General features: G+C 55.2%; 18 protein-coding genes. 4 read left to right on the top strand and 14 right to left on the bottom strand.

From position 1 onward, the window contains the following. Positions 1-42: 42 nt before the first annotated feature. Positions 43-297, top strand: a complete 255-nt coding sequence (locus tag F4555_RS03075) for a WhiB family transcriptional regulator (RefSeq protein ID WP_004012668.1) — start codon at positions 43-45, stop codon at positions 295-297. A gap of 82 nt (positions 298-379) precedes the next feature. On the opposite strand, the gene F4555_RS03070 is transcribed toward F4555_RS03075, so the two are convergent. Beyond that, the gene (locus F4555_RS03070; RefSeq protein WP_004016979.1) at positions 380-1,840 is read right to left on the bottom strand and encodes a sensor histidine kinase; all 1,461 of its coding nucleotides are present in this window, start codon (positions 1,838-1,840) and stop codon (positions 380-382) included. A 183-nt stretch (positions 1,841-2,023) separates the two neighbouring features. Between F4555_RS03070 and F4555_RS03065 the strand changes: the two genes are divergently transcribed. The 3 genes from F4555_RS03065 to F4555_RS03055 are packed head-to-tail and all read left to right on the top strand — an operon-like array spanning position 2,024 to position 4,087. After that, a complete protein-coding gene (locus F4555_RS03065) occupies positions 2,024-2,518 on the top strand; it encodes a DUF2505 domain-containing protein (protein ID WP_004012670.1) in 495 nt (164 codons plus the stop codon). A gap of 50 nt (positions 2,519-2,568) precedes the next feature. Beyond that, positions 2,569-3,369 carry a thymidylate synthase gene (locus F4555_RS03060; protein WP_004012671.1) on the top strand — a complete coding sequence of 267 codons (801 nt, stop codon included), beginning with the start codon at positions 2,569-2,571 and terminating at the stop codon, positions 3,367-3,369. A gap of 22 nt (positions 3,370-3,391) precedes the next feature. Beyond that, entirely contained in the window at positions 3,392-4,087 is a 696-nt protein-coding gene (locus F4555_RS03055) for a dihydrofolate reductase (RefSeq protein WP_114990266.1), read from the top strand. Between the two features lie 55 nt (positions 4,088-4,142). Here F4555_RS03055 and F4555_RS03050 read toward each other — a convergent pair whose 3' ends face one another. The 13 genes from F4555_RS03050 to F4555_RS02985 all read right to left on the bottom strand — a co-directional run bounded on the left by F4555_RS03050 (position 4,143) and on the right by F4555_RS02985 (position 22,513). Beyond that, on the bottom strand, positions 4,143-5,744 hold the full coding sequence (locus F4555_RS03050; RefSeq protein ID WP_115325431.1) for a succinic semialdehyde dehydrogenase: 1,602 nt from the start codon (positions 5,742-5,744) through the stop codon (positions 4,143-4,145). A gap of 14 nt (positions 5,745-5,758) precedes the next feature. Continuing rightward, complete coding sequence (gene tyrS / locus F4555_RS03045) at positions 5,759-7,021, bottom strand: tyrosine--tRNA ligase (RefSeq protein ID WP_004012674.1); 1,263 nt, start codon at positions 7,019-7,021, stop codon at positions 5,759-5,761. A 42-nt stretch (positions 7,022-7,063) separates the two neighbouring features. After that, positions 7,064-9,049 carry an OPT family oligopeptide transporter gene (locus tag F4555_RS03040; protein WP_115325432.1) on the bottom strand — a complete coding sequence of 662 codons (1,986 nt, stop codon included), beginning with the start codon at positions 9,047-9,049 and terminating at the stop codon, positions 7,064-7,066. Between the two features lie 536 nt (positions 9,050-9,585). Beyond that, entirely contained in the window at positions 9,586-10,122 is a 537-nt protein-coding gene (locus F4555_RS03030) for a (deoxy)nucleoside triphosphate pyrophosphohydrolase (protein ID WP_255312773.1), read from the bottom strand. Between the two features lies 1 nt (position 10,123). Then, positions 10,124-11,527 carry an argininosuccinate lyase gene (gene argH / locus F4555_RS03025; RefSeq protein WP_115325434.1) on the bottom strand — a complete coding sequence of 468 codons (1,404 nt, stop codon included), beginning with the start codon at positions 11,525-11,527 and terminating at the stop codon, positions 10,124-10,126. A 366-nt stretch (positions 11,528-11,893) separates the two neighbouring features. Next, entirely contained in the window at positions 11,894-13,129 is a 1,236-nt protein-coding gene (locus F4555_RS03020) for an argininosuccinate synthase (protein WP_004016989.1), read from the bottom strand. A gap of 100 nt (positions 13,130-13,229) precedes the next feature. Continuing rightward, a complete protein-coding gene (gene argR / locus F4555_RS03015) occupies positions 13,230-13,727 on the bottom strand; it encodes an arginine repressor (protein ID WP_004014514.1) in 498 nt (165 codons plus the stop codon). Beyond that, positions 13,720-15,033 (bottom strand): acetylornithine transaminase, encoded by a 1,314-nt coding sequence (locus F4555_RS03010; RefSeq protein ID WP_115325435.1) that lies wholly within the window; start codon positions 15,031-15,033, stop codon positions 13,720-13,722. Before F4555_RS03010 ends, argR begins: the two co-directional genes overlap by 8 nt. Positions 15,034-15,192: 159 nt before the next feature. Then, positions 15,193-15,675, bottom strand: a complete 483-nt coding sequence (locus F4555_RS03005; protein ID WP_004012684.1) for a NifB/NifX family molybdenum-iron cluster-binding protein — start codon at positions 15,673-15,675, stop codon at positions 15,193-15,195. 34 nt (positions 15,676-15,709) lie between these two features. Beyond that, complete coding sequence (locus F4555_RS03000) at positions 15,710-16,831, bottom strand: 6-phosphofructokinase (RefSeq protein WP_004012685.1); 1,122 nt, start codon at positions 16,829-16,831, stop codon at positions 15,710-15,712. A 103-nt stretch (positions 16,832-16,934) separates the two neighbouring features. Then, positions 16,935-19,571 carry a phenylalanine--tRNA ligase subunit beta gene (gene pheT, locus F4555_RS02995; RefSeq protein WP_115325436.1) on the bottom strand — a complete coding sequence of 879 codons (2,637 nt, stop codon included), beginning with the start codon at positions 19,569-19,571 and terminating at the stop codon, positions 16,935-16,937. Between the two features lie 2 nt (positions 19,572-19,573). Then, entirely contained in the window at positions 19,574-20,653 is a 1,080-nt protein-coding gene (gene pheS / locus F4555_RS02990) for a phenylalanine--tRNA ligase subunit alpha (RefSeq protein WP_004016992.1), read from the bottom strand. 195 nt (positions 20,654-20,848) lie between these two features. Further along, positions 20,849-22,513: a C69 family dipeptidase gene (locus tag F4555_RS02985; RefSeq protein WP_115325437.1), complete on the bottom strand. Its 1,665-nt coding sequence runs from the start codon at positions 22,511-22,513 to the stop codon at positions 20,849-20,851. Between the last annotated feature and the right edge of the window lie 10 nt (positions 22,514-22,523).

Below are 22,523 nucleotides of genomic sequence, written 5' to 3'. Positions count from 1 at the left end.
TCAACAAATAATCTCACTAGGTTTTAGGTAGAAGGAGCATATATGGATTGGCGCGATCAAGCAGCCTGCCTGACGGTTGACCCCGAACTTTTCTTTCCCGTAGGCAATACGGGACCGGCACTCGCCCAAATCGAGGAGGCCAAAGCAGTCTGCGCTACTTGTGCAGTTTTGGATGTCTGCCTCAAATGGGCTTTGGACAATAATCAAGATTCCGGGGTATGGGGTGGCACTTCTGAGGACGAGCGCCGCGCTTTGAAGCGGCGAAACGCCCGGCAACGCCGAGCCTCAAGCATTTAGTCTTTCGTTTTATTTCCTTTCTCAACACGAAACAGGTTTTGGCGGGTGAGCAATCTCACCCGTCAAAACCTTTAAAGCACTGCTACAAACGGGTGGCCACTAAGTGAACAACTGTCCCAACATCCGGAGCCACACGACGCTCCCACTGCACCGATCCCCCCAATTCGGTGCTGACCAAAGTCTTCACAATTTGGGTACCCAAACCGCCCCCAATGGATTCCTGGTCAGTGCCGATACCATCATCAGTTACCGTCACCACCAGCTCGTCCTCGCTACGCTTAGCATTAACCGTAACAGTGCCGGAACGCCCCTTTAACCCGTGTTCAATTGCATTGGTCACCAATTCGGAAAGCACCACCCCCAAGGCGGCGGCAGCATCGGCACCGAGCGTACCAAAACTGCCAGTAAACTTGGTTTCCACGAAGTGATCTTCGCTGGCAGCCGTAGCTACCAAGGCCAATAATTTCCCGAAAGTCTCGTCAAAAGCCACACTTTCGTCCACGGTTTGGGATAGCGACTCATGAACGGTGGCGATAATCGAAATGCGACGTTCCGCCTCCGCCAAAGCCTCCTTGACGGTATCATTGTCCGAACGTCGAGCCTGGAGTCGCAACACAGCGCTGACTGTCTGGAGGTTATTCTTGACCCGGTGGTGCACCTCGCGGATGGTGGCATCCTTAGACAACAGCTGCTTTTCACGCACCCGTTTTTCGGTAACATCGCGGGTCAACAGCAAGGCTCCAGTACGTTTTCCGTCACGTTTCAACGGCAAAGCCCGAATCGTCATCGACACGCCACGCACCTCTACCTCGGTTACCCACGAGGCGCGCCCCATCAACACCACCGCCAAGGTCTCGTCCACCGTCGACCCGGTAGCAACCAGCGGGGTGACAACCTCGGCCAAAATCTCGCCGTGCAAAGGGCGCGAAAACCCCAAGCGTTTGAAGGCCGAAATCGCGTTAGGAGAAGCATGTTCCACTCGCCCCTCGCTATCCAGCAGCAAAGCCCCATCCGCCACCCGGGGATTACCATGATTAGAAACCGTCGGCGTAGTTTCATAGGGAAACTCGCCAATCGCCATCATTTCGCGTAACTGGCGAGCCACCGGCTTAAACCAGCCCTCCCCACCAATTTCGCCCACTTGGAAGGCTAGATTAGTTTCTATCGCCACTACCCCCACCGGTTTGCCTTGGAAAGGAACAGGTACCAGAATCTCGGAAACCGTGTTCATTCCCGTCCAGCGGTGCACCGGGTTTTCAACGATTTTCCCACTGATTAAGGCCTCTTCCATCAAAGGTTGGCGGGTGGAAGGCAACGAAAAGCCGATAACGTCATCAAGGTGAACAGTAGGGCCGGTAGCGGGTCGACAGTGCGCCGCGCAAGAAAACCCGTCATAGCGATTTTCCAACCACAACAGTAAATCAGCCTGGGATAAATCCGAGATAATCTGCCAATCCCCTACCAAACGGTACAGATGTTCAACCGCCGCCTCGGGTAATGGTTTGAAAGGCGCCTCGCCTAACTCACGATTGAAGGTTGACACCCTTCTAGAATATGTGTTTCCTGGCGCACTAGGCAATTCCGGGGCACCACGCCTACGAGGATGCCCTATAAACTAAGCTGAGGCTTTACAATAAATGTCAGCTGGCTAGCGCCGATACTTCTTCAGAGGAGGCGCGAAAGCAGTCGCGAACCAGTTACCGCTTTCCAAGAGACAGGAGCATAGATGTTATTTTCCAAGACCGTAGAATGCCCCGGCTCTGTGAAATCCTTGACCGAAATGTTGAAAAATCCCCGCTATTACGCTCGACGGTGGCAAGACCTCGACCCGAAAGCCAGCGTGGATATCAATATGGGTGCCCGCCAACTGCGAGTGACCTCCGCCCTGGACATCTCCGAAACCACCGTGGCCTCCGTGTCGAACCTGGTCAATTCGGGGATTCAAGCTCGGGTCGTCGAAATCTGGGACTTGGACACCAATGGCCTGGCCACCAAAGGCTCCATCAGCGTATCCCTGGCGGGGGTACCGGCCAAGGCCAGTGCCGCTTTAAAGATTCCGGTTCATGAGGTGCCAGCCGAAAAAACGGCGATTCGTATAGAGGGCGAGGTTACCTGTACAATTCCCCTGATTGGCGCCGGATTGGAGCGTGCGGTTATCAGACGTCTTGACCAGGCTTTAACCCGAGAAATTAAGGTTATGAAAGAGTTTCTGGGCGGCTAGAAAACTAGAACTACGTTCACGCCCGGACTAACACCTCATGAAAGGAAAACATGAACGCGCCGGATCACCAATACGAAGACCTTTTGCGCGAGATACTGCGCGAGGGGGTGCCAAAAGACGACCGCACCGGCACCGGCACCCGTTCCCTGTTCGCCCGACAACTGCGCTATGACCTGAGCCAAGGTTTTCCCGCCATAACTACCAAAAGCCTGTATTGGCACGGGGTGGTCGGGGAACTGCTGTGGTTCCTTCAAGGCAACACCAATGCTACGTGGCTGCAAGAAAACAACATTCACATCTGGGACGAATGGGCGGATACGGATGGCAATCTCGGGCCGGTTTATGGACACCAGTGGCGCGCTTGGCCCACCGAGGCGGGCACGGTAGACCAGATAGCCGGTCTGATTGAAACCCTGAAAACCGACCCGAGTTCGCGGCGAATGGTGGTTTCGGCCTGGAACGTATCAGATTTGCCCCGTATGGCGTTGGCTCCCTGTCATATGTTCTTCCAATGCTGGGTGGGAGCCGGGCGGCTATCCCTGCAGATATACCAGCGGTCTTGCGACATGTTCCTAGGAGTGCCCTTTAATATTGCGTCCTATGCCTTGCTGACCCACATGCTCGCCCAGCAAAGCGGACTGGAGGTCGGGGAACTGGTGTGGACGGGAGGGGATTGCCACATCTATAACAACCACGTCAACCAGGTGCAAGAGCAGCTGAGCCGCGATCCCTATCCCTTCCCCACTTTAATCTTGGATCAGGCACAGTCGATTGACGACTACACCTTTGACATGATTCGCCTGGAAAACTACCAGCACCACCCCCGAATTTCGGCACCAGTGGCAGTGTAGGCTGCGAATAATAAGGATGAAAATGTCGCAATATTCAAAAAATCGCAAGGGAACCGGGCTGGCGCCTCATGCAGCCACAAACCCCGCCACCAACGTAACCGACAGAAACCATCCGGGCGGCGAAAATCCGTCCCGAAACGGAAGCTCCGGCGCACCCAGACCAGCGGTCTCTCGCGCCGGACACGACATCGGCCTGTTGGGAATGATTTGGGCACAAGACCACAAGCGAATCTTAGGAGCCAACGGCGGGATGCTGTGGCGGATTCCCGCCGATTTCCAGTTCTTTAAACGCACCACGCTGGGGTGGCCAGTAATCATGGGGCGCACCTCTTTCGAGGCTTTGGGACGACCTTTGCCGGGACGCCGCAATATTATCCTGACCCGCCGCCCCGATGCCCTCAAACCGTCCCTGCGTACCGGGGGGATAGAAATTGCCGCCAGTGTCTCGGCCGCACTAGAACTTTGCGCGGGAACCGAACAAGTGTGGATTACCGGAGGTGGACGAGTCTATCAAGAAGTAATGGATGCGGGAATAGCCGATTTACTGGTGGTTTCACAGCTGGATTTAGTAGCACCCGTACCTCCGGGCGCGAAAGTCACCGTGGCTCCGGTCATTGACCCACAGCGCTGGCAACTGGATGAGTCGCGCTCGGACGCAACATGGCGACCCGTATCCGGGGATGGTGCCTGGCGTGTGCAGTATTACGTGCCACGCTGAGGCGCGCTCGAATCCCCCACTGCCAGGTTTGCGCGTGCTGTAGCTAGGCTTGCCCTTATTTGATACCCATCCGACGCAAGGCTTGCAAGGCCAGTTTCATCACTCGCGCATACTGTTCCTGAGATAAACCCAAAATCGGGGCGATAGGCACAGCGCGGGACTGTACCGCGATGGTTTTGGCCTCCATATATTTGCGGATACCCTCGATACCGTGACGCCGGCCAATCCCAGATTTCTTCCAACCGCCCATTGGGGCATCAACCGAACCCCAAGCGGCGGTGAACCCTTCGTTGACATTCACGGTACCGGCTTCGATATGTCGCGCCACCGCGAAGGCATGGGCGGGTTTTCCCCACACAGAGGCGTTCAGCCCGTACTCGGTGTCATTAGCCCGAGAAATAGCCTCTGTATCCGTGTGAAAACGGTACAGGGATACCACCGGGCCAAAGGTTTCCTGGTTGTAAAGGGTCATTCCCGGCTTCACGCCTTCCAGAACTGTGGGCGCGTAAGCCGTTAGCGCAATCTGCGGGAGGCGATGCGCTCCCACCAGGGGGATCGCACCTTTGTCCAGAGCGTCTTTCACCTGGGTTTCGACCACTTCCAGATGCTCGGGTGAAATCAGCACTCCCATATCAACATCCCAATCACGCGAGGTGGCAATGCGCATCTTACGGATGTGTTTCATGAGGTGCTGTTTAAATTCCGCGTAGATGGAATCATGTACGTAGAGACGCTCAATCGAAACGCATAACTGCCCCGCGTTAGAGAATGCCCCCCTGATTAGCCCTTTCACGGCAGCATCAATGTTGGCGTCATCCAGGACAATCATGGGGTTTTTCCCCCCGAGTTCCGCGCTAAGTCCAATCAAATTTTCCCCGCACTGCGCCGCGATAGACCGCCCGGTGCGAGTGGAGCCGGTAAACATCAGGTAGTCGACCTGGTTGATAAGTGGGGTTCCCAACTCGGAGCCGCGACCGGGCACAATCGTGAACAGATCCGGGTGTAATCCTGCCTTCACCATCAAGGCTTTGGCCGCAATCACCGTCAAGGGAGTGCTCGAATCCGGTTTTGCTACCACCGCGTTACCGGCCGCGATAGCTGCTAGCGCATCGGAAATTCCCATTGCTAGTGGATAATTCCAGGGGGAAATCACACCCACCACGCCCTTCGGGGAATACGTCACCGTGGTTTGGGTCAGGATTGGTAGTGCCCCACGTCGTCGCTCGGCGCCAATTGCCCGTCGCAAGGTTCGTGCATAGTAGCGACAGTTAATCGCCACGTCTTGGATTTCATCAAAGGCGTGGTACCGAGATTTTCCAGTTTCCCATTGAATAATGTCCAGCAGAGCATCACTGTTTTTCCACAGCAGGTCGTGTAAACGTAGCAACCATTTTGTGCGCTGAATGGCGGGGGTTTTTGCCCAACGCTTTTGCGCTAGACGTGCCCGCGCCACGGCACGATTGAGGTCTTCTGGTGTTGCTTGGGGCACCCCCACGGTTTCTAGCCCCGTAAATGGGGACGTGACGTGGCGCAGGGGCGCGTCTGTCGGCAAACCTACAATTTCGTGGATATTTCTTACAAGGAGGTGAAAAACATCCGCGAACCACTCGGGGGTCATTTCCTTTCCAGCGACCCCATCAGCAGGAATATAAAGCATCTATACTCCCGCACCTAGTTTGTTCTTCCGACTCCCAGCAGGCGCTTTCCGCGACGGAACAACACCACCTTGCCAGGCAGGACATCGTCTTGGGTGACTACGCGACCTTCATCCGCGACCTTCTCGTTGTTGATATAGGCTCCGCCCGAAGCAATGGTACGTTTAGCGGCACCAACTCCCTTTTCCAGCCCGGAGGTAACCAGCAAATCCAGGATTGTGGTTTCCCCGATTTTAACTGGGGCATGGGGTAAGTCGGCAGTAGCGGCCACCAGGGTGTCTCCGTTCACCTCCCGCAAATCACCACTGCCAAACAACGCGGCCGAGGCAGCCTTTACTCGCGAAGTTTCTTCGGCTCCGTGCACCAGGGCAGTTACGGCTTCGGCCAGCGCCTTTTGGGCAGCGCGCGCGCCGGGATTCTCGGCGGTTTGACGCTCCAAATCCTCGATTTCCTCGCGACTCATGAACGTAAATACCTTTAGGAAATGAATCACATCAGCGTCTTCCACATTCAACCAGAACTGGTAGAAAGCGTAGGGGCTGAGCATCTCGGGGTCGAGCCATATCGCGCCACCCTCTGATTTGCCAAATTTGGTGCCATCAGACTTGGTAATCAGCGGGGTGGTCATCACATGGACGTCCGCGCCTTCAACCTTGCGAATCAAATCCATTCCACCCACCAAATTGCCCCACTGATCGTTGCCACCCGTTTCCAGAGTGGCACCGTATTTGCGATAGAGCTGAAGGAAATCGTTGGCTTGCAGAATTTGGTAGGAAAACTCGGTGTAAGAAATTCCTTCTTCGCTCTTGAGGCGACGCGCCACCGCGTCTTTGGCCAACATAGTGCCCATCCGAAAGTGCTTACCCAAATCACGAAGCAAATCAATAGCGGACAGCGGTTCGGTCCAATCCCGGTTATTCACCATACGAGCAGGATTGGCACCGTCAAAATCCAGGAATTTGCCAATCTGAATCTTGAGCTTCTCTACCCACTCGGACACCGTTTCCTTATCTTGCAGTTGTCGCTCCGCAGTCATCCGAGGGTCACCAATCAACCCGGTAGCCCCGCCTACCAAGGCAATCGGGTGGTGCCCCGCCAACTGCAGGTGACGCATCATAATCAGCTGCACCAAGTGTCCGTGATGCAAGGAAGCCGCCGTGGGGTCGAAACCACAATAGAAGGTCACCGAACCCTCATTCAAGGCCGCGCGTAGCGCCTCTAAGTCCGTGTGCTGCTTTACCAGTCCCCGCCATTGCAGTTCGTCTATCAGGTCACTCAACGTTTTACTCCCTATATTGTTGTCGTGAAGTTGCCACCAAGTTTATGATACCGGTTCAACGGTATTGCGGCTCTTGGCCTGAACCCAGCGGTAGCTAAGTGCGGTAATTCCGATGAATACCACCAGACCTACTATCTTGGTGATGTCTTCGAAGCCATCAGGTATCACGGCAAGCGCATCGGGATTACCGGTACCACCGATGATTCCAGCATTAAGGATACCGAACAAGGAATCCCCCACTATCAGACCGGTGGCCAGCAACACCCCAAGACGCTTGGAGCGTTCCGAATCAGCTTGTCTCTGCGCCCAACGGTCATAGTACATCCCAACGAAAGCGCCAATCACAATAATCAAGGTGGTGGTGATGTTCAGATACATGCCCATCCCCACGGCCAAAGGCGGCAGGTGGAAACGAGTGAAACGCCCCAGGATTTCGTCGATAATCACCACTACTACCCCGATAATCACACCCACGGCAAAGAGGTTCCACTTCATGTCCCCGCCAAAGATACCTTTCGCAATGGTGGACAACAGAATAGCTTGGGGAGCTTGCAAGGCAGTGTCTTCATCTACGCCTTCCATGCCGGCGAATCCGAAACTGGTCATGAGGAGCTGTAATACCGGCGGGATGATAAGAGAACCGAAGACTACGCCGATAATCAATGCCACCTGCTGACGCCACGGGGTAGCCTTGACCAGTTGACCGGTCTTCAAATCTTGGAGGTTGTCATTCGAAATCGTGGCGATACCGAAAACAATCGCCGTAGTGAACAGAGCATAAGCAGTGAGATGCATAGCCTCCGTCGCATCCTTAGACCCGCCGGTCACCAACAGAATCAACAGGGAAGCCGCGATAATCACCAGGATACCCACCCCAGAAATCGGCGAGTTAGAAGCCCCAATCAAACCGGCCATATAACCGCAAATACTGGCAATCAGCAAACCCAGCACCAACACAAACACGATACTCAAGGCAATCAATGTCCACAAGTGGTGTGAAATCTCGGAGCTTCGCAGGAAATTCCACAGCAAAAACCCGGTGGGAATCATGGAAACTAAGGTAATCAGAGCCACATATTTGAAAGGAATATCCTGTTCAGTCAAATCCAACGTCTGACCCGAAGCGCGCCGACGTGAGGAGACCAAGGATTCTTTCATGCCCCGGAAAATCGGACCGAGAATCTTAATCAAGGTCCAAATAGCCGCCACAGCCATCGCCCCGGCTCCAATCATGCGTACGTCTTGGGAAAAAACTGCACCAACAATATCGGGAATTTCCCCGCCCTCAGCCAGCTTATTCGGAGTCATTATCGGCAGTAACACCGCGTAGGATGTAAAGAATCCCACCGCCATGGCGATACCAACCATCGGTCCGACCAGATGCCCTACCCCCAACAGAGCTAACGACAGAGAACCGCCCACCATGGTGGCACCGCCCCCCACTCGGAAGTACGCTGTCAGCGTACCGGCCATGACTTTCATTGCCGCCAATAGCGAGACCAACGCAGAGGCTACGCCGCCCCAGATAATCACCAGCAAGCCACGTTTGTTTTCCTCAACCGACCCACTTTGGTCGCCAACTTTCAAGACTTCGGCGGCTGCCACACCTTCCGGATAAGGCAGGTCAGAGCCGGTAACCAGGGCGCGACGCAGCGGAATCGAGTACATAACACCCAAAATCCCACCAATCATGCACACGGCAGTGGTTTCCCAATAGGGGAAACCACTCCAGTAGCCGACCATCACCAAACCGGGAATCACAAAGATAATCGCCGAGAGTGTCCCGGCCGCCGAGGCTATCGTTTGCACGATGTTGTTTTCCACCACGGTGTGATTTTTGAAATAATGCAGCACCGCCATAGAAATGACCGCTGCCGGAATCGAAGTAGCAAAAGTCAAGCCGACTTTCAATCCTAGATAGGCATTCGCGGCGGTAAAAATCAAAGTTATCAACCCACCCAGGATGATACCCCGGATGGTTAGTTCCCTGACGGGATGCGTGTTTTCTTTGGGAGTTCCGATGCTCATAAGCGGTTTCTCCTAACTGGTAGTTTACTTACATTTTTTCTAGCCTCCCGCACCGCGAACACGTCGCCGTCAGAGACCTTCAACTCGAACACCCTACCACTTAATGGCGCAAATCCTTGCTTACTTCAGCGACTTCAACCTGCAAACACGCAAAATACGAGTGAAAAATTCCACCCAAGTTACACAGCCAAATGCTTGTCTCGGGGAACCGCGAAAAGCTAAAATGCCAAGGTTAAATACAAAAAAGCGGACATCCTCGTCCGCTCCGCGTTTGCTGTCGTCCCCCTTAGCGATTAGCAAACATTTCCTCGCGCATATTCGTGGCATAAGCATTAGCCAGCACCACGTCAGCGTAGATAGCCTCCGGTTGCTCGGTTAGCTTCTTCCACACCTTCTTAATTTTCATCTCTGTCACCCCCTTTCGGGCTTGTCCTACAACTTCGCCAGGCAACGCTCTAACTGACAACCAGTTTTTTACAACCAGCCACAACTTGTCTGACATCTACAGTTTAGCGTGTCATTCACGCTGGAGCAACTCATGCACCTGCTATTCCAAAGTAATCACGAATGGCAGTGAGGATGGGATAATCCGCCGGGAGCCAACGCAAGGAACTCGGAGCCGCCAAGTCCTCCCACTGCAAGGACAAATGCGCCGCACCGGGAGCCAACACCATGTCCAATCCCAGCCGCGCCAGATACACATACATGTCGTATCCCCCATGCGCTGGCCAAATCCCGGGCAATCGCGAACCCAGCTCCACCTCGAGGGACAGCTCCTCGCGTAACTCGCGGCGCAAAGCCTGTTCCGGGGTTTCACCAGGCTCGGTTTTTCCGCCCGGAAATTCAAAAAATCCCCGCCATTGTTCGGGATAAGAACGCTGCGCCCCCAACACCCGCGTCGGGGTATCCAGGTCATCTAGAATCGCGGCCGCGACCACTATCCGAGGTCTCCCCCGCACCGAAGCTCCCCCGCCAGATAAGCTCTCTCCAGGAACCAGCGATTCACACGAAGAAGCTCCCTCCGATTCGGATGGCACCTCATGAACCCGCGATACCCCCACAACGCACCTCACGTTAGGCACCCAGCCATTCCAAACGCACCCGCGCGGCCGAAATCTGTTCCGCGACCCGCACCGGAGCCGTACCCCCCGCGCCGCGCCGCGCCGAAACCGCGCTCGAAGCCGACAGCACGTCGCGCACCTCTGAGGTTAAAGCCGGATTCACCCCCGCAAAATCTGCATCGCTCAAATCCTCCAGGCCGCACCCCCGCGACTCGGCCAAAGCCACGCAAGCCCCAGAGACCTCGTGGGCACGTCGGAACGGCATCCCCTGTTTCACCAGCCATTCCGCCACGTCAGTCGCCAACGAGAACCCAGCCGTCGACAACGCTTCCATCCGGTCATAGTGCAGGCGCATCGTCTCGACCATGCCCGTCATGGCTGGCAGCAGCACCTCCAGGGTGTCTATCGCGTCAAACACCGGCTCCTTATCCTCTTGCAGGTCGCGGTCATAGGCCAGGGGTAAGCCCTTGAGCATCGCCAGCAGCCCCGTCAAATCCCCAATCAGGCGTCCTGCCTTGCCGCGCGCCAGTTCCGCCACATCCGGGTTCTTTTTCTGCGGCATGATACTCGACCCAGTGGAATAAGCATCATCCAAGGTCACATAGTCGAATTCGGCAGTGTTCCAGATGACGATTTCCTCGGCCAGACGCGACATATCCACTGCAATCTGGGTCAGAATATAGAGGAACTCGGCCACCCCGTCACGCGAAGCCGTGCCGTCAATCGAATTTTGGCAAACATTGGCAAACCCGAGTTCTCGCGCCACTAATTCCGGGTCGAGCCCCAGGGTGTTCCCCGCCAGTGCTCCCCCGCCATAAGGCGAGGCATCGTTGCGTTTGCGCCAATCCGCCAGGCGCTCCAAGTTGCGAATCTGGGGCCAACAATGCGCCATTAACTGGTGGGCAACCAGCACGGGTTGCGCGTGTTGCATATGGGTACGCCCGGGCATCAGGTGATTTTCGGCCGCCTCAGCTTGGTTGATGAGGGCATGTGCCAAGTTCATGAGTTGCTTGCTGAGATGGCTGGCCGCGTCGCGCAAATACATCCTTATCAGGGTGGCAATTTGATCATTTCGAGACCGCCCCGCCCGCAGCTTTCCACCCAGTTCCGCACCCGCGTACTTGTCTTCCAACAGACCACGTTCCAAGGCGGTGTGAACATCCTCGTCCTCGGGGGAATAGGTGAAGGCACCACTGGCTACGTCTTGACGCAGGTGTTCCAAGGCGGCCGTTAACGCTAGATATTCGTTGTCAGTCAACAGTTTCGCCTCATGCAAGGCCTTGGCATGAGCCAGAGAACCTTGCAAGTCATAGTCCGCCAGCCGCCAATCGAAATGCGTGGAAACAGACAAGGCTGCCAACGCCTCGGCGGGCGCTCCCTGGAAACGCCCGCCCCACAGTGCAATCTTTTCACTCATTACCCTTAAGTTTCCCTTCTTCGCTTAGTTTAAGGTTATATTTTATCATCTCATAGGTTCAGCTGTATCAGTAATAAACTTACGCCCAGCAGGTGAAAATTTATATTTGTCAAATAGTTGTTCTTCTATTTCGGATATTGATTTATTCCACTCAATGTTAGAAGTCGTCGAAAAATCTTCTAAAATGGCTCTTTGCTTTTCAAGGCTTATCGGTAATATCAGTGTTAAACACTAGCCTGTGACCAAACAAAATTGGGGTTGCGGCGGGATGACCGCCGCAACCCCCCCCTGGCACCTCATGAACCCGGAAAACGAACCGAGCAACCCGGAAAAGGAACTCGGAAAGCCAAGTCAGGAACTCGCCAATTACAAGTGGGAGGCCGCCAGCTCGATGCCCTTACCGAAACGCACATCCCGCGCGGCCGCCAGCCGAGACTGCATCCCATAGATTTCAATAAAACCTCGAGCAGCCGCTTGGTTGTAGGTATCCCCCGAATCGTAGGTAGCCAACTTAAAGTCATAGAGCGAAGCCTCGGAACGGCGCCCGTCGACAACCGCACGACCCGCATGCATCACCATGCGAATCTCGCCGGTGACATATTCCTGGGTAAAGTCCACAAAAGCATCCAAGGACTTCTTTAACGGGGAATTCCACTGCGCCTCATACACCAAATCCGACCAAGTCGGCTCCACCTGCTGACGCTTGTAACGCAACTGCAGCCGCTCCAAAGTCAGCTCCTCGAGCGCCTGGTGGGCAGTAATCAAAGCAATCGCTCCGGGCGCTTCATAGATTTCACGGGACTTAATCCCCACCAGACGGTCCTCCACCATGTCGATACGCCCGATACCCTGCGCCCCCGCCCGGCGGTTCATCTCTTGGATAACCTGCAGCGGGGTCATTTTTACGCCGTCAATCGCCACCGGAATACCTTTTTCGAAACTAATCACAACTTCGTCGGGAATGCCAGCAAAAGCCGGATCATCGGTGTAGTTGTACACGTCCTTAGTGGGAGCATTCCACAAGTCCTCCAGGAAACCGGTTTCAATCGCACGCCCCCACACGTTTTGGTCAATCGAGAAGGGATTATGTTTGGTGGTTTCAATCGGTAAGTGGTGTTCCTCGGCATAAGCAATCGACACGTCGCGTTGCAAAGACAAGTCACGAATTGGCGAAACACAATCCAAATCCGGAGCCAGTGAAGTGAAAGACACCTCGAAACGTACCTGATCATTGCCTTTACCGGTGCAACCATGCGCCATGGTGGTGGCACCGAACTGTTTCGCCGCCATCACGAGGTGCTTGGAAATCAACGGACGACTCAACGCCGAAACCAGGGGGTATTTCCCTTCGTAGAGGCCGTTGGTACGCAAAGCCGGCATACAGTAGTCATTGGCGAATTCATCCTTAGCGTCGGCTACATAGGCTTCTACCGCGCCACAATCTAGGGCACGCTGTCGGATAACCTGCAGATCTTCGCCACCCTGACCACAGTCAACGGAAACCGCGATTACTTCCACATCCAGCTTTTCCTTCATCCAGCCAATCGCCACCGAGGTATCCAAACCACCGGAATAAGCCAGTACAATGCGTTTCTTTGTCATGATTATTTCTCCTTTGTCTCTAATTACGAGGTCTCTAGGCGGGAATTCCCGCAACCCACACCGAGTTTCTTCACTCGCTGTAGAGCGCAACACTCCGGATTTAGCGGCTGGTCATGTTTTGCAAATCTGCACATAACTTTTCCGCTTCCTGTGGTGTGGCGCAAATTACCAGTACCGTGTCATCCCCGGCTACACAACCCAGCACCTCCGCCAGATTCTCTTTGTCGATGGCGGCAGCCAGTGCTGGGGCAGCAGCTGGTGGGGTACGCAGCACAATCTGATGAGTCACCGCCGTAGCGCGCACCAACAGTTGCGCACACCAGCGTTCCAGGGTTCCCGGCAATGGCAAGGGCGATTCAACCTGTTCCGGGGTAGCGCTAAGTGCATAGCGCTGGTTGCCGTCGCGATCACGCACCTTAACTGCGTGCAGCTCGTCGAGGTCGCGCGACAGTGTGGCCTGGGTCACAGCGAATCCCTCTGTTTCCAACAGTTCTCGCAGTTCTCCTTGAGAACGCACCACCCGTTCGGTCAATAACTGGGAAATCGCGGCGTGACGCGAGATTTTACTGGGCAGGCCTTTGACTGGATTCTCACTCAAGGCTCGCTCCCGGATGGTAGGGATTTTGAGTCGCATTTTGTCCTTGCGCAATCTGGTGGTCAATATTTTGAACCACCCGGTCGATAATCTCGGGCAGAGACTGGGTAAACATCCGGGTTTGCGGCGCGGAAATAATCAGCGGCGGAGCCAGACGCAAGGTAAAGGTATCTGGGGCATCAACCAGGAAGCCTTCGCGGAACAATTCAACGGCCAATGGTTTCGCCACCGGGTTTTTCAGCCCGATTCCCAACATCAAGCCGCGCCCGCGTACATCCGAAATCAGGGGGTGGTGCAGTCCCATCAGCTCCCGAGTCCAAATCTCGTTGACTTCCACGACATTGGTCAACAATTTTTCTTCCTCTATCGTGTTGATAGTGGCGAGGACGCTGGCCGCTGCCAACGGGTTTCCCCCGAAAGTAGAGGAATGCAGCCCGGGTGCCAAGGCCGTAGCGGTGGTGTCATTCAATGCCAGGCACGCCCCCACGGGGAATCCCGCACCGAGTCCTCCCCCCAAAGTTACGATGTCCGGGGTAACCCCGGCCAAGTGGTGCGCCATCCAGGTTCCGGTGCGACCCATACCACACTGAATCTCGTCGAAGACCAGCAGCGCACCGGCCTCGGCAGTTACATCACGAGCCAGGCGCAGGAAGTGTTCGGATAGCACCCGCACTCCCCCCACACCTTGGATGGGCTCGATAAACAAAGCGGCAATATTGCGACCACGTTCCCCCTCGAAGGCGCGTTCCAGCGCGGCCATCGCGTAGGGAATGAACTCGACCGCAGCCGGCAGCGGCAGAAAGGGCTCACGCAGGGCTTTCTTGGAAGCCAACGATAACGCTCCCATACTGGCACAGCCGTGGAAGCCGTTTTCCAAGGCCAGGATGCGAGTGCGCGGAGGGTCGTTGGGGTGTTCATGAGAGGCTTGCTCGGCATAGGCGCGTACGATTTTGAAAGCAGTCTCTATAGATTCTGAGCCCGAGTTGGTGAAAAACACGCGCGATTCGGGGGCAGCTCCACCCGGTTCCACGATGGACAGCAGTTTCTCGGCAGCCTCTATCTGTACCGAGGAAGCCACCGCATTCCCGACGTGCCCTAGGGTTTGTGCCTGAGCGGTCAGAGCTTTCACCACATTCGGGTGGGCATGCCCCAAGGAGTTCACTCCGATTCCCCCGGCCAAGTCGAGGTATTGGTGACCATATTCGTCCCACACGAAGCACCCCGCCCCGCGAGCCATCACAGTGAGCGGATGCCCACAGGCGTTCATCACCGCGTCTTCAAAGCGCTTAGTCCAGTTAGTGGCCTGCATCGATTCCCTCCCGTGCCTGGTGTCTCTCACCCCCAATTGTACATTATTATTCAAAGATTCGCATATTTATACTTTTGTTTGGATTTGAGGCCAGCACCTCATGAATCCACATTCCCAAACTCACCGTGGATGCCAGCCCGATACGGCCTTAACGAAACCTCAGCCAGCTGACTGAGCCAGCATCTCCCGGTATTCAGCGGCAGCACTGCGGGCGGCATCCTGAGCATCGCCACCCACCCCAAGGACTGGCAGGATTCCCAGTTTCAGCAAAGTACGCACCATGGGCGGACCGGCATGACCGGACACCACCACGGAAACCTGATTTTCCCGCATGAACGAAACGATTCGGCCGTGATGCGAGCCGTGTGGCCCCTGGTCGTGCCACACGTCCCAGCCCACGCCTTCGACTCGCCATTGCGAGAGTTTACCGTCCGGAGTAACGCTGGCCACGGCGATTTCTCGGGCACGCCCCAATCCTCCGCCAACTGTGGTGCCGTCGACGTTTACTGCCACCACCAGGGCTTGGGTGGGGGCGGGTGCATGAGGTGCCAATTGATTCCTTAGCCACTGTGCTTCCTCAGCGGCATTCATTAATTCTCCAGTCGCGACGTTGCGAGAACGAATATCTAGTTTCATGTCCATAGTCGTGCCTTGTATCCGTTTTGGTTGCAGTTAGCTAGTCGCCCAGTCCGGTTTCCACTTCCCGGGCGGTTTTGACCCACTCATGGTCGGTAGGTACAAACTTGACTTTACCCGCGATTTTCTCCAGGGGGACATTGACCGCATTTCCCCCTTTGGTAGCAATCATAACCCCGGTAATGCCGTCAGCCACAGCAGCTGCGCCCGCCGCCCCCAGGCGGGTTGCCAACAAACGGTCAGCGCCCACCGGGGTGCCACCACGCTGCACATAACCCAGAATGGTAACCCGGGATTCCAACCCGGTCATGGTTTCGAGTTTGCGTGCCAAATCGAAAGTAGCCTCGCGATGCGCATCGGTCAAGCGATCTTTGTTGTGTTTAGCCAGAGCTTTGGTTTCTGGGGAATCTGCATCCTTGATTAGCTGGTCGGCGATGCGAATACGCTGAGCATACTCCACGTCCATCGCGCCTTCGGCTACGGCTATAACCGAGAAGTGTTTTCCCAGTTTCTTGCGGTGTTCGATTTTCTCGACAACTTTTTCGATATTGTAAGGAATCTCGGGAATCAAAATAATGTCAGCCCCCCCAGCGATTCCGGCACCCAGCGCCAGCCACCCGGCACGGTGTCCCATGATTTCCACCAAAATAATGCGATGGTGGGAGTGAGCCGTGGAATGGAGCCGATCTACCGCCTCGGTAGCGATTTCCAGGGCGGTGGCAAAGCCAATAGAGTTATCGGTACCCCAGATGTCATTGTCAATGGTTTTCGGCAGGTGCACCACATTTATCCCGGCTTTTTGTAAGCGCAAAGCATTTTTCGCGGTTCCGCCCCCACCCAGGGTCACAATGGCATCGAGCTTGTTTTTCTCGTAGACCTTGAGGATTTTCTCGCTCATGTCTTTTTCAGATTCGCCCACCTGCATGCGATGCACCTTGTCACGAGAGGTACCCAGCACGGTACCCCCCTGAGTCAGAATCCCGGAAAGAGAAGAGGAATCCAAGGTAACAAAGCGATTTTCAGCCAAGCCCCTAATCCCGTCGAGAAACCCAATCAGTTCGATTCCATATTCACCGACAGCAGCTCGACCAAAACCGCGAATCGCTGCATTCAAACCGGGGGCATCCCCGCCCGCTGTCAAAATCCCAACTCGTTTTACCATTAATTCCCCTCACTTAGTGCTCTCCGCCCCATTCTATCCTCTGGTCAGGGAGAATATCCTGCGTTCGGCGGCAACACTGTAACAGAGTTCCAGGTCGATTCTCTCAAGCCCGCAAAGTAGCTCGACAGGTTTTTTGAACTTTCGCGATAACCCGCTGACGAATTTCACGGATATCCTGGGGGTTTAATGTGTGATCTGCCGCACGCAACCGCAATGCGAAAGCCAAGGACTTCTTGCCTTGCCCCAGTTGTTCACCTGTAAAGGAGTCGAAAAGATGCACGCTTTCCATGGCATCCCCTGCGGCCTTGGCGATGGCGTTTTGTACTTTCAAGGCCGCCACATCCGTGTCCACTACGAAGGCAAAGTCTTCTTTGGCGACAGGAAAGGTAGAGACCGCACGTAATTGGAAAGCGCCCTTAGGACGAGCTTTTTCGATGGCATCGAGGTCAATTTCAAAGGCACAGCTGCGTTCCGGCAAACCGAATTCACGACACACCTGGGGATGAAGTTCCCCGGCGTAGCCCAAAACCTTCCCGCCGGTTTCTGCCCCGACCCGGATTTGAGCCACTCGACCGGGGTGGAATGGTGCCACCGACTGGGTGGCTTTCCCGTCATTTCCGCCACACTTCACGTTGGGGGCTTCGGAGCGTACTGTCAGTCCTTGGCTGGTAGCTACCCGCATCGCTAGGGCTATCGCATCAGCCCAGTCCCAAGCACGTGCCGGTTGCCCAGGGTATGCCTCGGTAGCATTACTCGCCAACACTGCCGCAACGCGCCACGGCTGTTTCGGCATTCCGGCACGCAAAGCCTGCATTTCCTCGTCGCTAGGTCGGTGTTCCACTCCAGGAATCGCAGCGGGAACTACCCCGTGTGCCAAGGCCACCTGGTCAAGTTCGTAAATCGCGACGCGCTGGTTGCCGCGCGCCACGTTTCGAGAGGCCGTGTTCAGCAGTGTATCCAGAACCGAGGTGCGCAAAGCTGGGGCATCGTCTGCTAACGGATTGGCCAGTCTCACCGTAACGCGCCGGGGGTCGTCAACCGGAAAGCCCTGGCGGTCATGTTCGTCGCCAAGGAAAGGATAGGTCATAACCTCAGTCAGACCCGCTTCCGCCAAGGTATCACTAATTTCGCGGCGGGTGCACAAGACGGCTGGCAACCCTATAGCGGCTGGCCCCACGGGCACCAAGGAAGGAATCTGGTCAAAACCGTCGAGTCGGGCGATTTCTTCCACCAGGTGCGCCGCCCCCACTAAATCTGGTCTCCATGAGGGGGGGGTGACGGTAAAAGCTTTGGCGCTATCATCCCGGCAGGTTTGACATCCAATCGCTTTTAGTAGTTCTTCACAACGCTCCGCGCTGTATTCCACTCCTATCAACCTGCTGGCCGCGTCAAACCCCAGGGTAACCGAGGGCATCGGGGCACTATGGTTGACATCGGTAATTCCTTCGTCAATGACTCCCCCGCCGTATTCCACCAGCAGTTCCGCCGCGTATTGCGCTGCCACAGGGGGCAACTGGGGGTCAGTACCGCGTTCGAATCGCCGCGAGGACTCGGAGGGAATTTTATGTCTCCGAGCTGCGCGAGCCACTGAAACCGCGTCAAAGTGCGCGGCCTCCAGCAACACATTAGTGGTGGCGGCAGTGATTTCAGTTTCCGCGCCACCCATTACCCCGGCGATGCCAAGTACCCGGGCGGCGTGGCCGCCCTTACAGTCAGTAACCAGTAAATCTTCGGGATACAAGCTGCGTTCCACCTCATCCAAGGTGGTGTGTTTTTCGCCGTCTCGGGCACGCCGCACCACAATTGAGCCTTTAACCTTGTCTAAGTCATAGGCATGCATGGGTTGACCGAGGTCTAGCATCACGTAGTTAGTGACATCCACTGCCAGGGAAATCGAACGCATTCCCGCGCTTTCCAGGCGTGTCACCATCCATTCAGGGGTTTTCGCCTTCGGGTTGAAGCCGCGCACCATCCGGGTGACGAAGCGGTCACAGCCCACGTTGCCACGAATCGGGGCATCATCAGTAATCTCCACCGGAAAACCGGAATTGTTAGCCTCGGCCAAGGGATTCTTAAGATTCTCCGCTAAGCCCCAATCGGTAAAGGCAGCCCCGGTAGAATGGGAGTATTCACGTCCCACCCCGCGCATCGAGAAGCAATAACCCCGGTCGGGGGTGATATTAATTTCTAGCAGCTCATGATTAAGCCCTAGCATCCCCAACAGGTCAGTACCTACCGGGGGAACCTCCATCCCACGTTCGCCCAGGTATTCCTCCAGAACAATAATCCCGTTGTGATCTTCACCCAGACCAAGTTCCCGAGCGGAACAAATCATGCCATCGGAAATATGCCCATAAGTTTTGCGGGTAGCAATCCGAAAATCACCAGGCAGAACCGCACCTGGCAGGGAAACCACTACGTGGTCACCCTCTTTAAAGTTATGCGCCCCGCAGATAATCGAGCGTGAGGCCACATCGGAGGGTTCCTTGCCTGCGCCGGGGGCGTCATTAAATTCCGCCCCCACATCCACGCGGCAATAATTCACGGTTTTGCCATTAGAAGCAGTTTCCGGTTCCATTCGCAAGACTTTCCCACAAACCAAAGGCCCGGTTACTCCGGAGGTATGGATGGTTTCCTCTTCCAGACCGACCTTCACCAAGTCTTTCGCTAGTTGCGCAGCCGTCAAACCCGCCGGAACCTCACACCAGCGCTTTAACCATTCAATCGAAACAAAAGCCATTCCTAGCACCCCTTTCCGTTTAAACCGAATTGGTTGGAAAACCTCACGTCGCCTTCCACAATGTCGTGCATGTCCTCAATTCCGTGTCGCAGCATCAGGGTACGCTCAATACCCATACCGAAGGCGAAACCTTGATAAACCGCAGTGTCTATCCCGCAAGCACGCAGCACATTGGGATTCACCATGCCGCAGCCACCCCATTCAATCCAACCTGGTCCGCCTTTCTTTTGCGGGAACCACAAATCAACTTCGGCCGAAGGCTCCGTGAAGGGAAAGAAAGACGGACGGAACCGGGTCTTGGCTTCCGAGCCGAACATGTGACGCGCCAAGTGATCCAGCGTGCCCTTCAAGTGTGCCATTGTCAGACCCCGGTCAATGGCCAGGCCTTCTACCTGGTTGAACACCGGGGAGTGGGTGGCGTCGAGTTCATCGGCACGAAACACCTTGCCAGGAACCGCCACATAAACCGGCAGCTCGCGGGTGGTCAACACCCGAGCTTGCACCGGGGAAGTATGAGTGCGCATCACCAGGTTAGCCGGATTTTCTGCACTGCCCCCGACTGAGCTTGAATCCACATAGAGTGTGTCTTGCATTTGACGCGCCGGATGGTCGGCATCAAAGTTTAAGGCATCAAAGTTAAACCATTCATGCTCAATCTGGGGACCAGTCGCAATATCCCATCCTAGGGATACAAAGAAGTCCTCGATTTCCTCTTCTATCACCATCAAGGGGTGCCGCGCCCCTGCGGGTTGGCGTGAGGGAACCACACTGACATCAACCGTTTCGGCCGCCAGCCGTGCCTCGGCTGCCGCTGCTTCTAGTTCAGAAGTTTTCGCATCCAGTGCTGCCCGCACCCGCCCCTGTGCCGCACCAAGATTCTTGCCAGCAGTGGCTTTATCCGCCGGGGGAATGTTCTTCATTTCACGCTTCGCCATGCTTAACGGCGATTTATCCCCGTTAAACCTGGTTCGCGCGGATTTGAGTTCCTCGGGTGTGTTCGCCGCCGCTATCGCCGCCAGTGCTGCCGCAACTTCTTGTTCCAAACCCGCCGTATCTAGCGGGGATAAAATCCCTTCAGCCATGCTTCCCTCGTTTTCTGAGCCTAAGTCTTTCGACTAAACTCTAGTCGAAAGCCAAGACTGGCGGCTAATTCACGCGCGGCGGACAACCGAAACCGTATCAGCGGAACGCTACCCAACCCGCACGATTGCACCCCTAGCTCACCAGCTCGGCGACTGTTCTAAACAGCGAATCACGTCAGCAAAAAACCAGCAATTTTATGCGTCATCTTGCGAGAATGCATTGTGCATCTTCATGCTCGCGTCAAACAACACCTTGCCTAGGAGCTCGTCGGTTTCCTTTTGTAACAGTGCTGCGATTTTCTCGTTGGCGGCTTCCAGTATTTCTTGTACTTGGGGATTTTCCATGTTCTTCGCAGCAGCGCGTTTATTCTTTTGAGTGGCCAACAGTTTAGCTACTTCCTTATCTGTGGCAGCCACTATCGCCCGAGCTTTAGACACGACAGATTGCTGATAGCGCTGGATATGGGGATTCGTCTCGTGAAAGTGCGCATCGACCATCACCGCCAAAATCCGATTCTGCCAATAATGTGACTCGGTGGTAACCCGATTCGTAGTACCACCCAAATACTGGGGCACGGTGCGCACATTAGCATAGAACGGCACCATTGCATTGAAAGGCATCGCCCCGAAAGCAATCCAGTTCAGCCCCATAGCCGGGGCGGGAACATCGGGACGCAGTTGCAACGCGGCCGTGAAATTCGTACGGTTAATCCCGATGGGACGGTACATGCCTCGTTTATCTGCGCCACCCAAAGACCGCGCCTGATTTTCACGAGCATAAGGGTTAAAGCTCGTCCCCTGATAATGATAGGACAGAGCGTATTTCACGTCCTCCATGGTGATTTTGGACTTTGGAGATAAACACCATTCGAGGTCATCGGAATCGGGGGTGAAAGCATCTTGATCCTCGATAAAATCTTCGATTTCCGGGGTGAGATATCGCTGCAAAGCCCAGACTCGTGGCGTATTGTACACATGATCGGTATCGGAATGAGATCCGAAAGCCAAGCGTGGGTTGAAAGTATTTCGCAAGTACTCCGCCACGTCGGACAAATCGATTTCGTCATCCCGGTGTTCCGCATCATAGTCGAACGCCGCCTCCACCACTGGCACCGTGTCCTCGAAATCAGGAATTGAGTTCAAATTCAGGTGATTTTCATCGATAAATTCTCGCAAGTCCTTGGAACACAGGAAGTTCATCCCTTTACCAAAAGCATCCCTTAAATCAAAGAAAGAGATAGAGAATTGGTTGGCAATAACCGCATAGGCATCGTCGGGCAACCGCCTTGCTATCCAGTGGTGTCCCCCGATGGTTTCCAGCCACCATACTTCGTCGGCATCGGCGAATCCAATCCCGTTCATCTCGTAGGTGCCATATTTTTCCAACAGTTTCCCCAGTCGCAGCACCCCCTCACGGGCAGACTTAACATAGGGCAGCACCAAGACCACCATGTCTTCTTCACCAATTCCGCCAGGTTGTTCGGGGACATAGTCGGCCTCGCCTTCGTTGCCTTGAGCGGGCACCAGCTCCACCAGCGGATCAGCCGCCAGCACTCTTTCATTACTGGTCAGGGTTTCGGTTGCGGTCATGGATACCCGAGCTGAATTAATTCCGGCTCCTGCCCACAGACCTTTATCACCCGCTACATCGGGAAACCGGGTATAGCGCAGTCCCCCGGCAGGAAGTCCGATTTCGACGTGGGACACAACCGAGCGATAAGTGTAGGGTTCAGGTTGGGGCTCCACTACCTCAAATTTCTTGATTGAAAACGAGCCGGATCCGGCATCTTCCGTGCGCGCCATGATTGTTGAGCCGTCATTGCTGGCTTCTTTGCCTACCAGTATCGTTGTGCATCCCATTTGTCTCTCC

The organism is Mobiluncus mulieris (assembly GCF_014204735.1).
In the GTDB taxonomy this organism is placed as follows: Bacteria; Actinomycetota; Actinomycetes; order Actinomycetales; family Actinomycetaceae; genus Mobiluncus; species Mobiluncus mulieris.
Note: the sequence above shows the minus strand (reverse complement) of the source record. Positions and strands in the feature narration are given on the sequence as shown.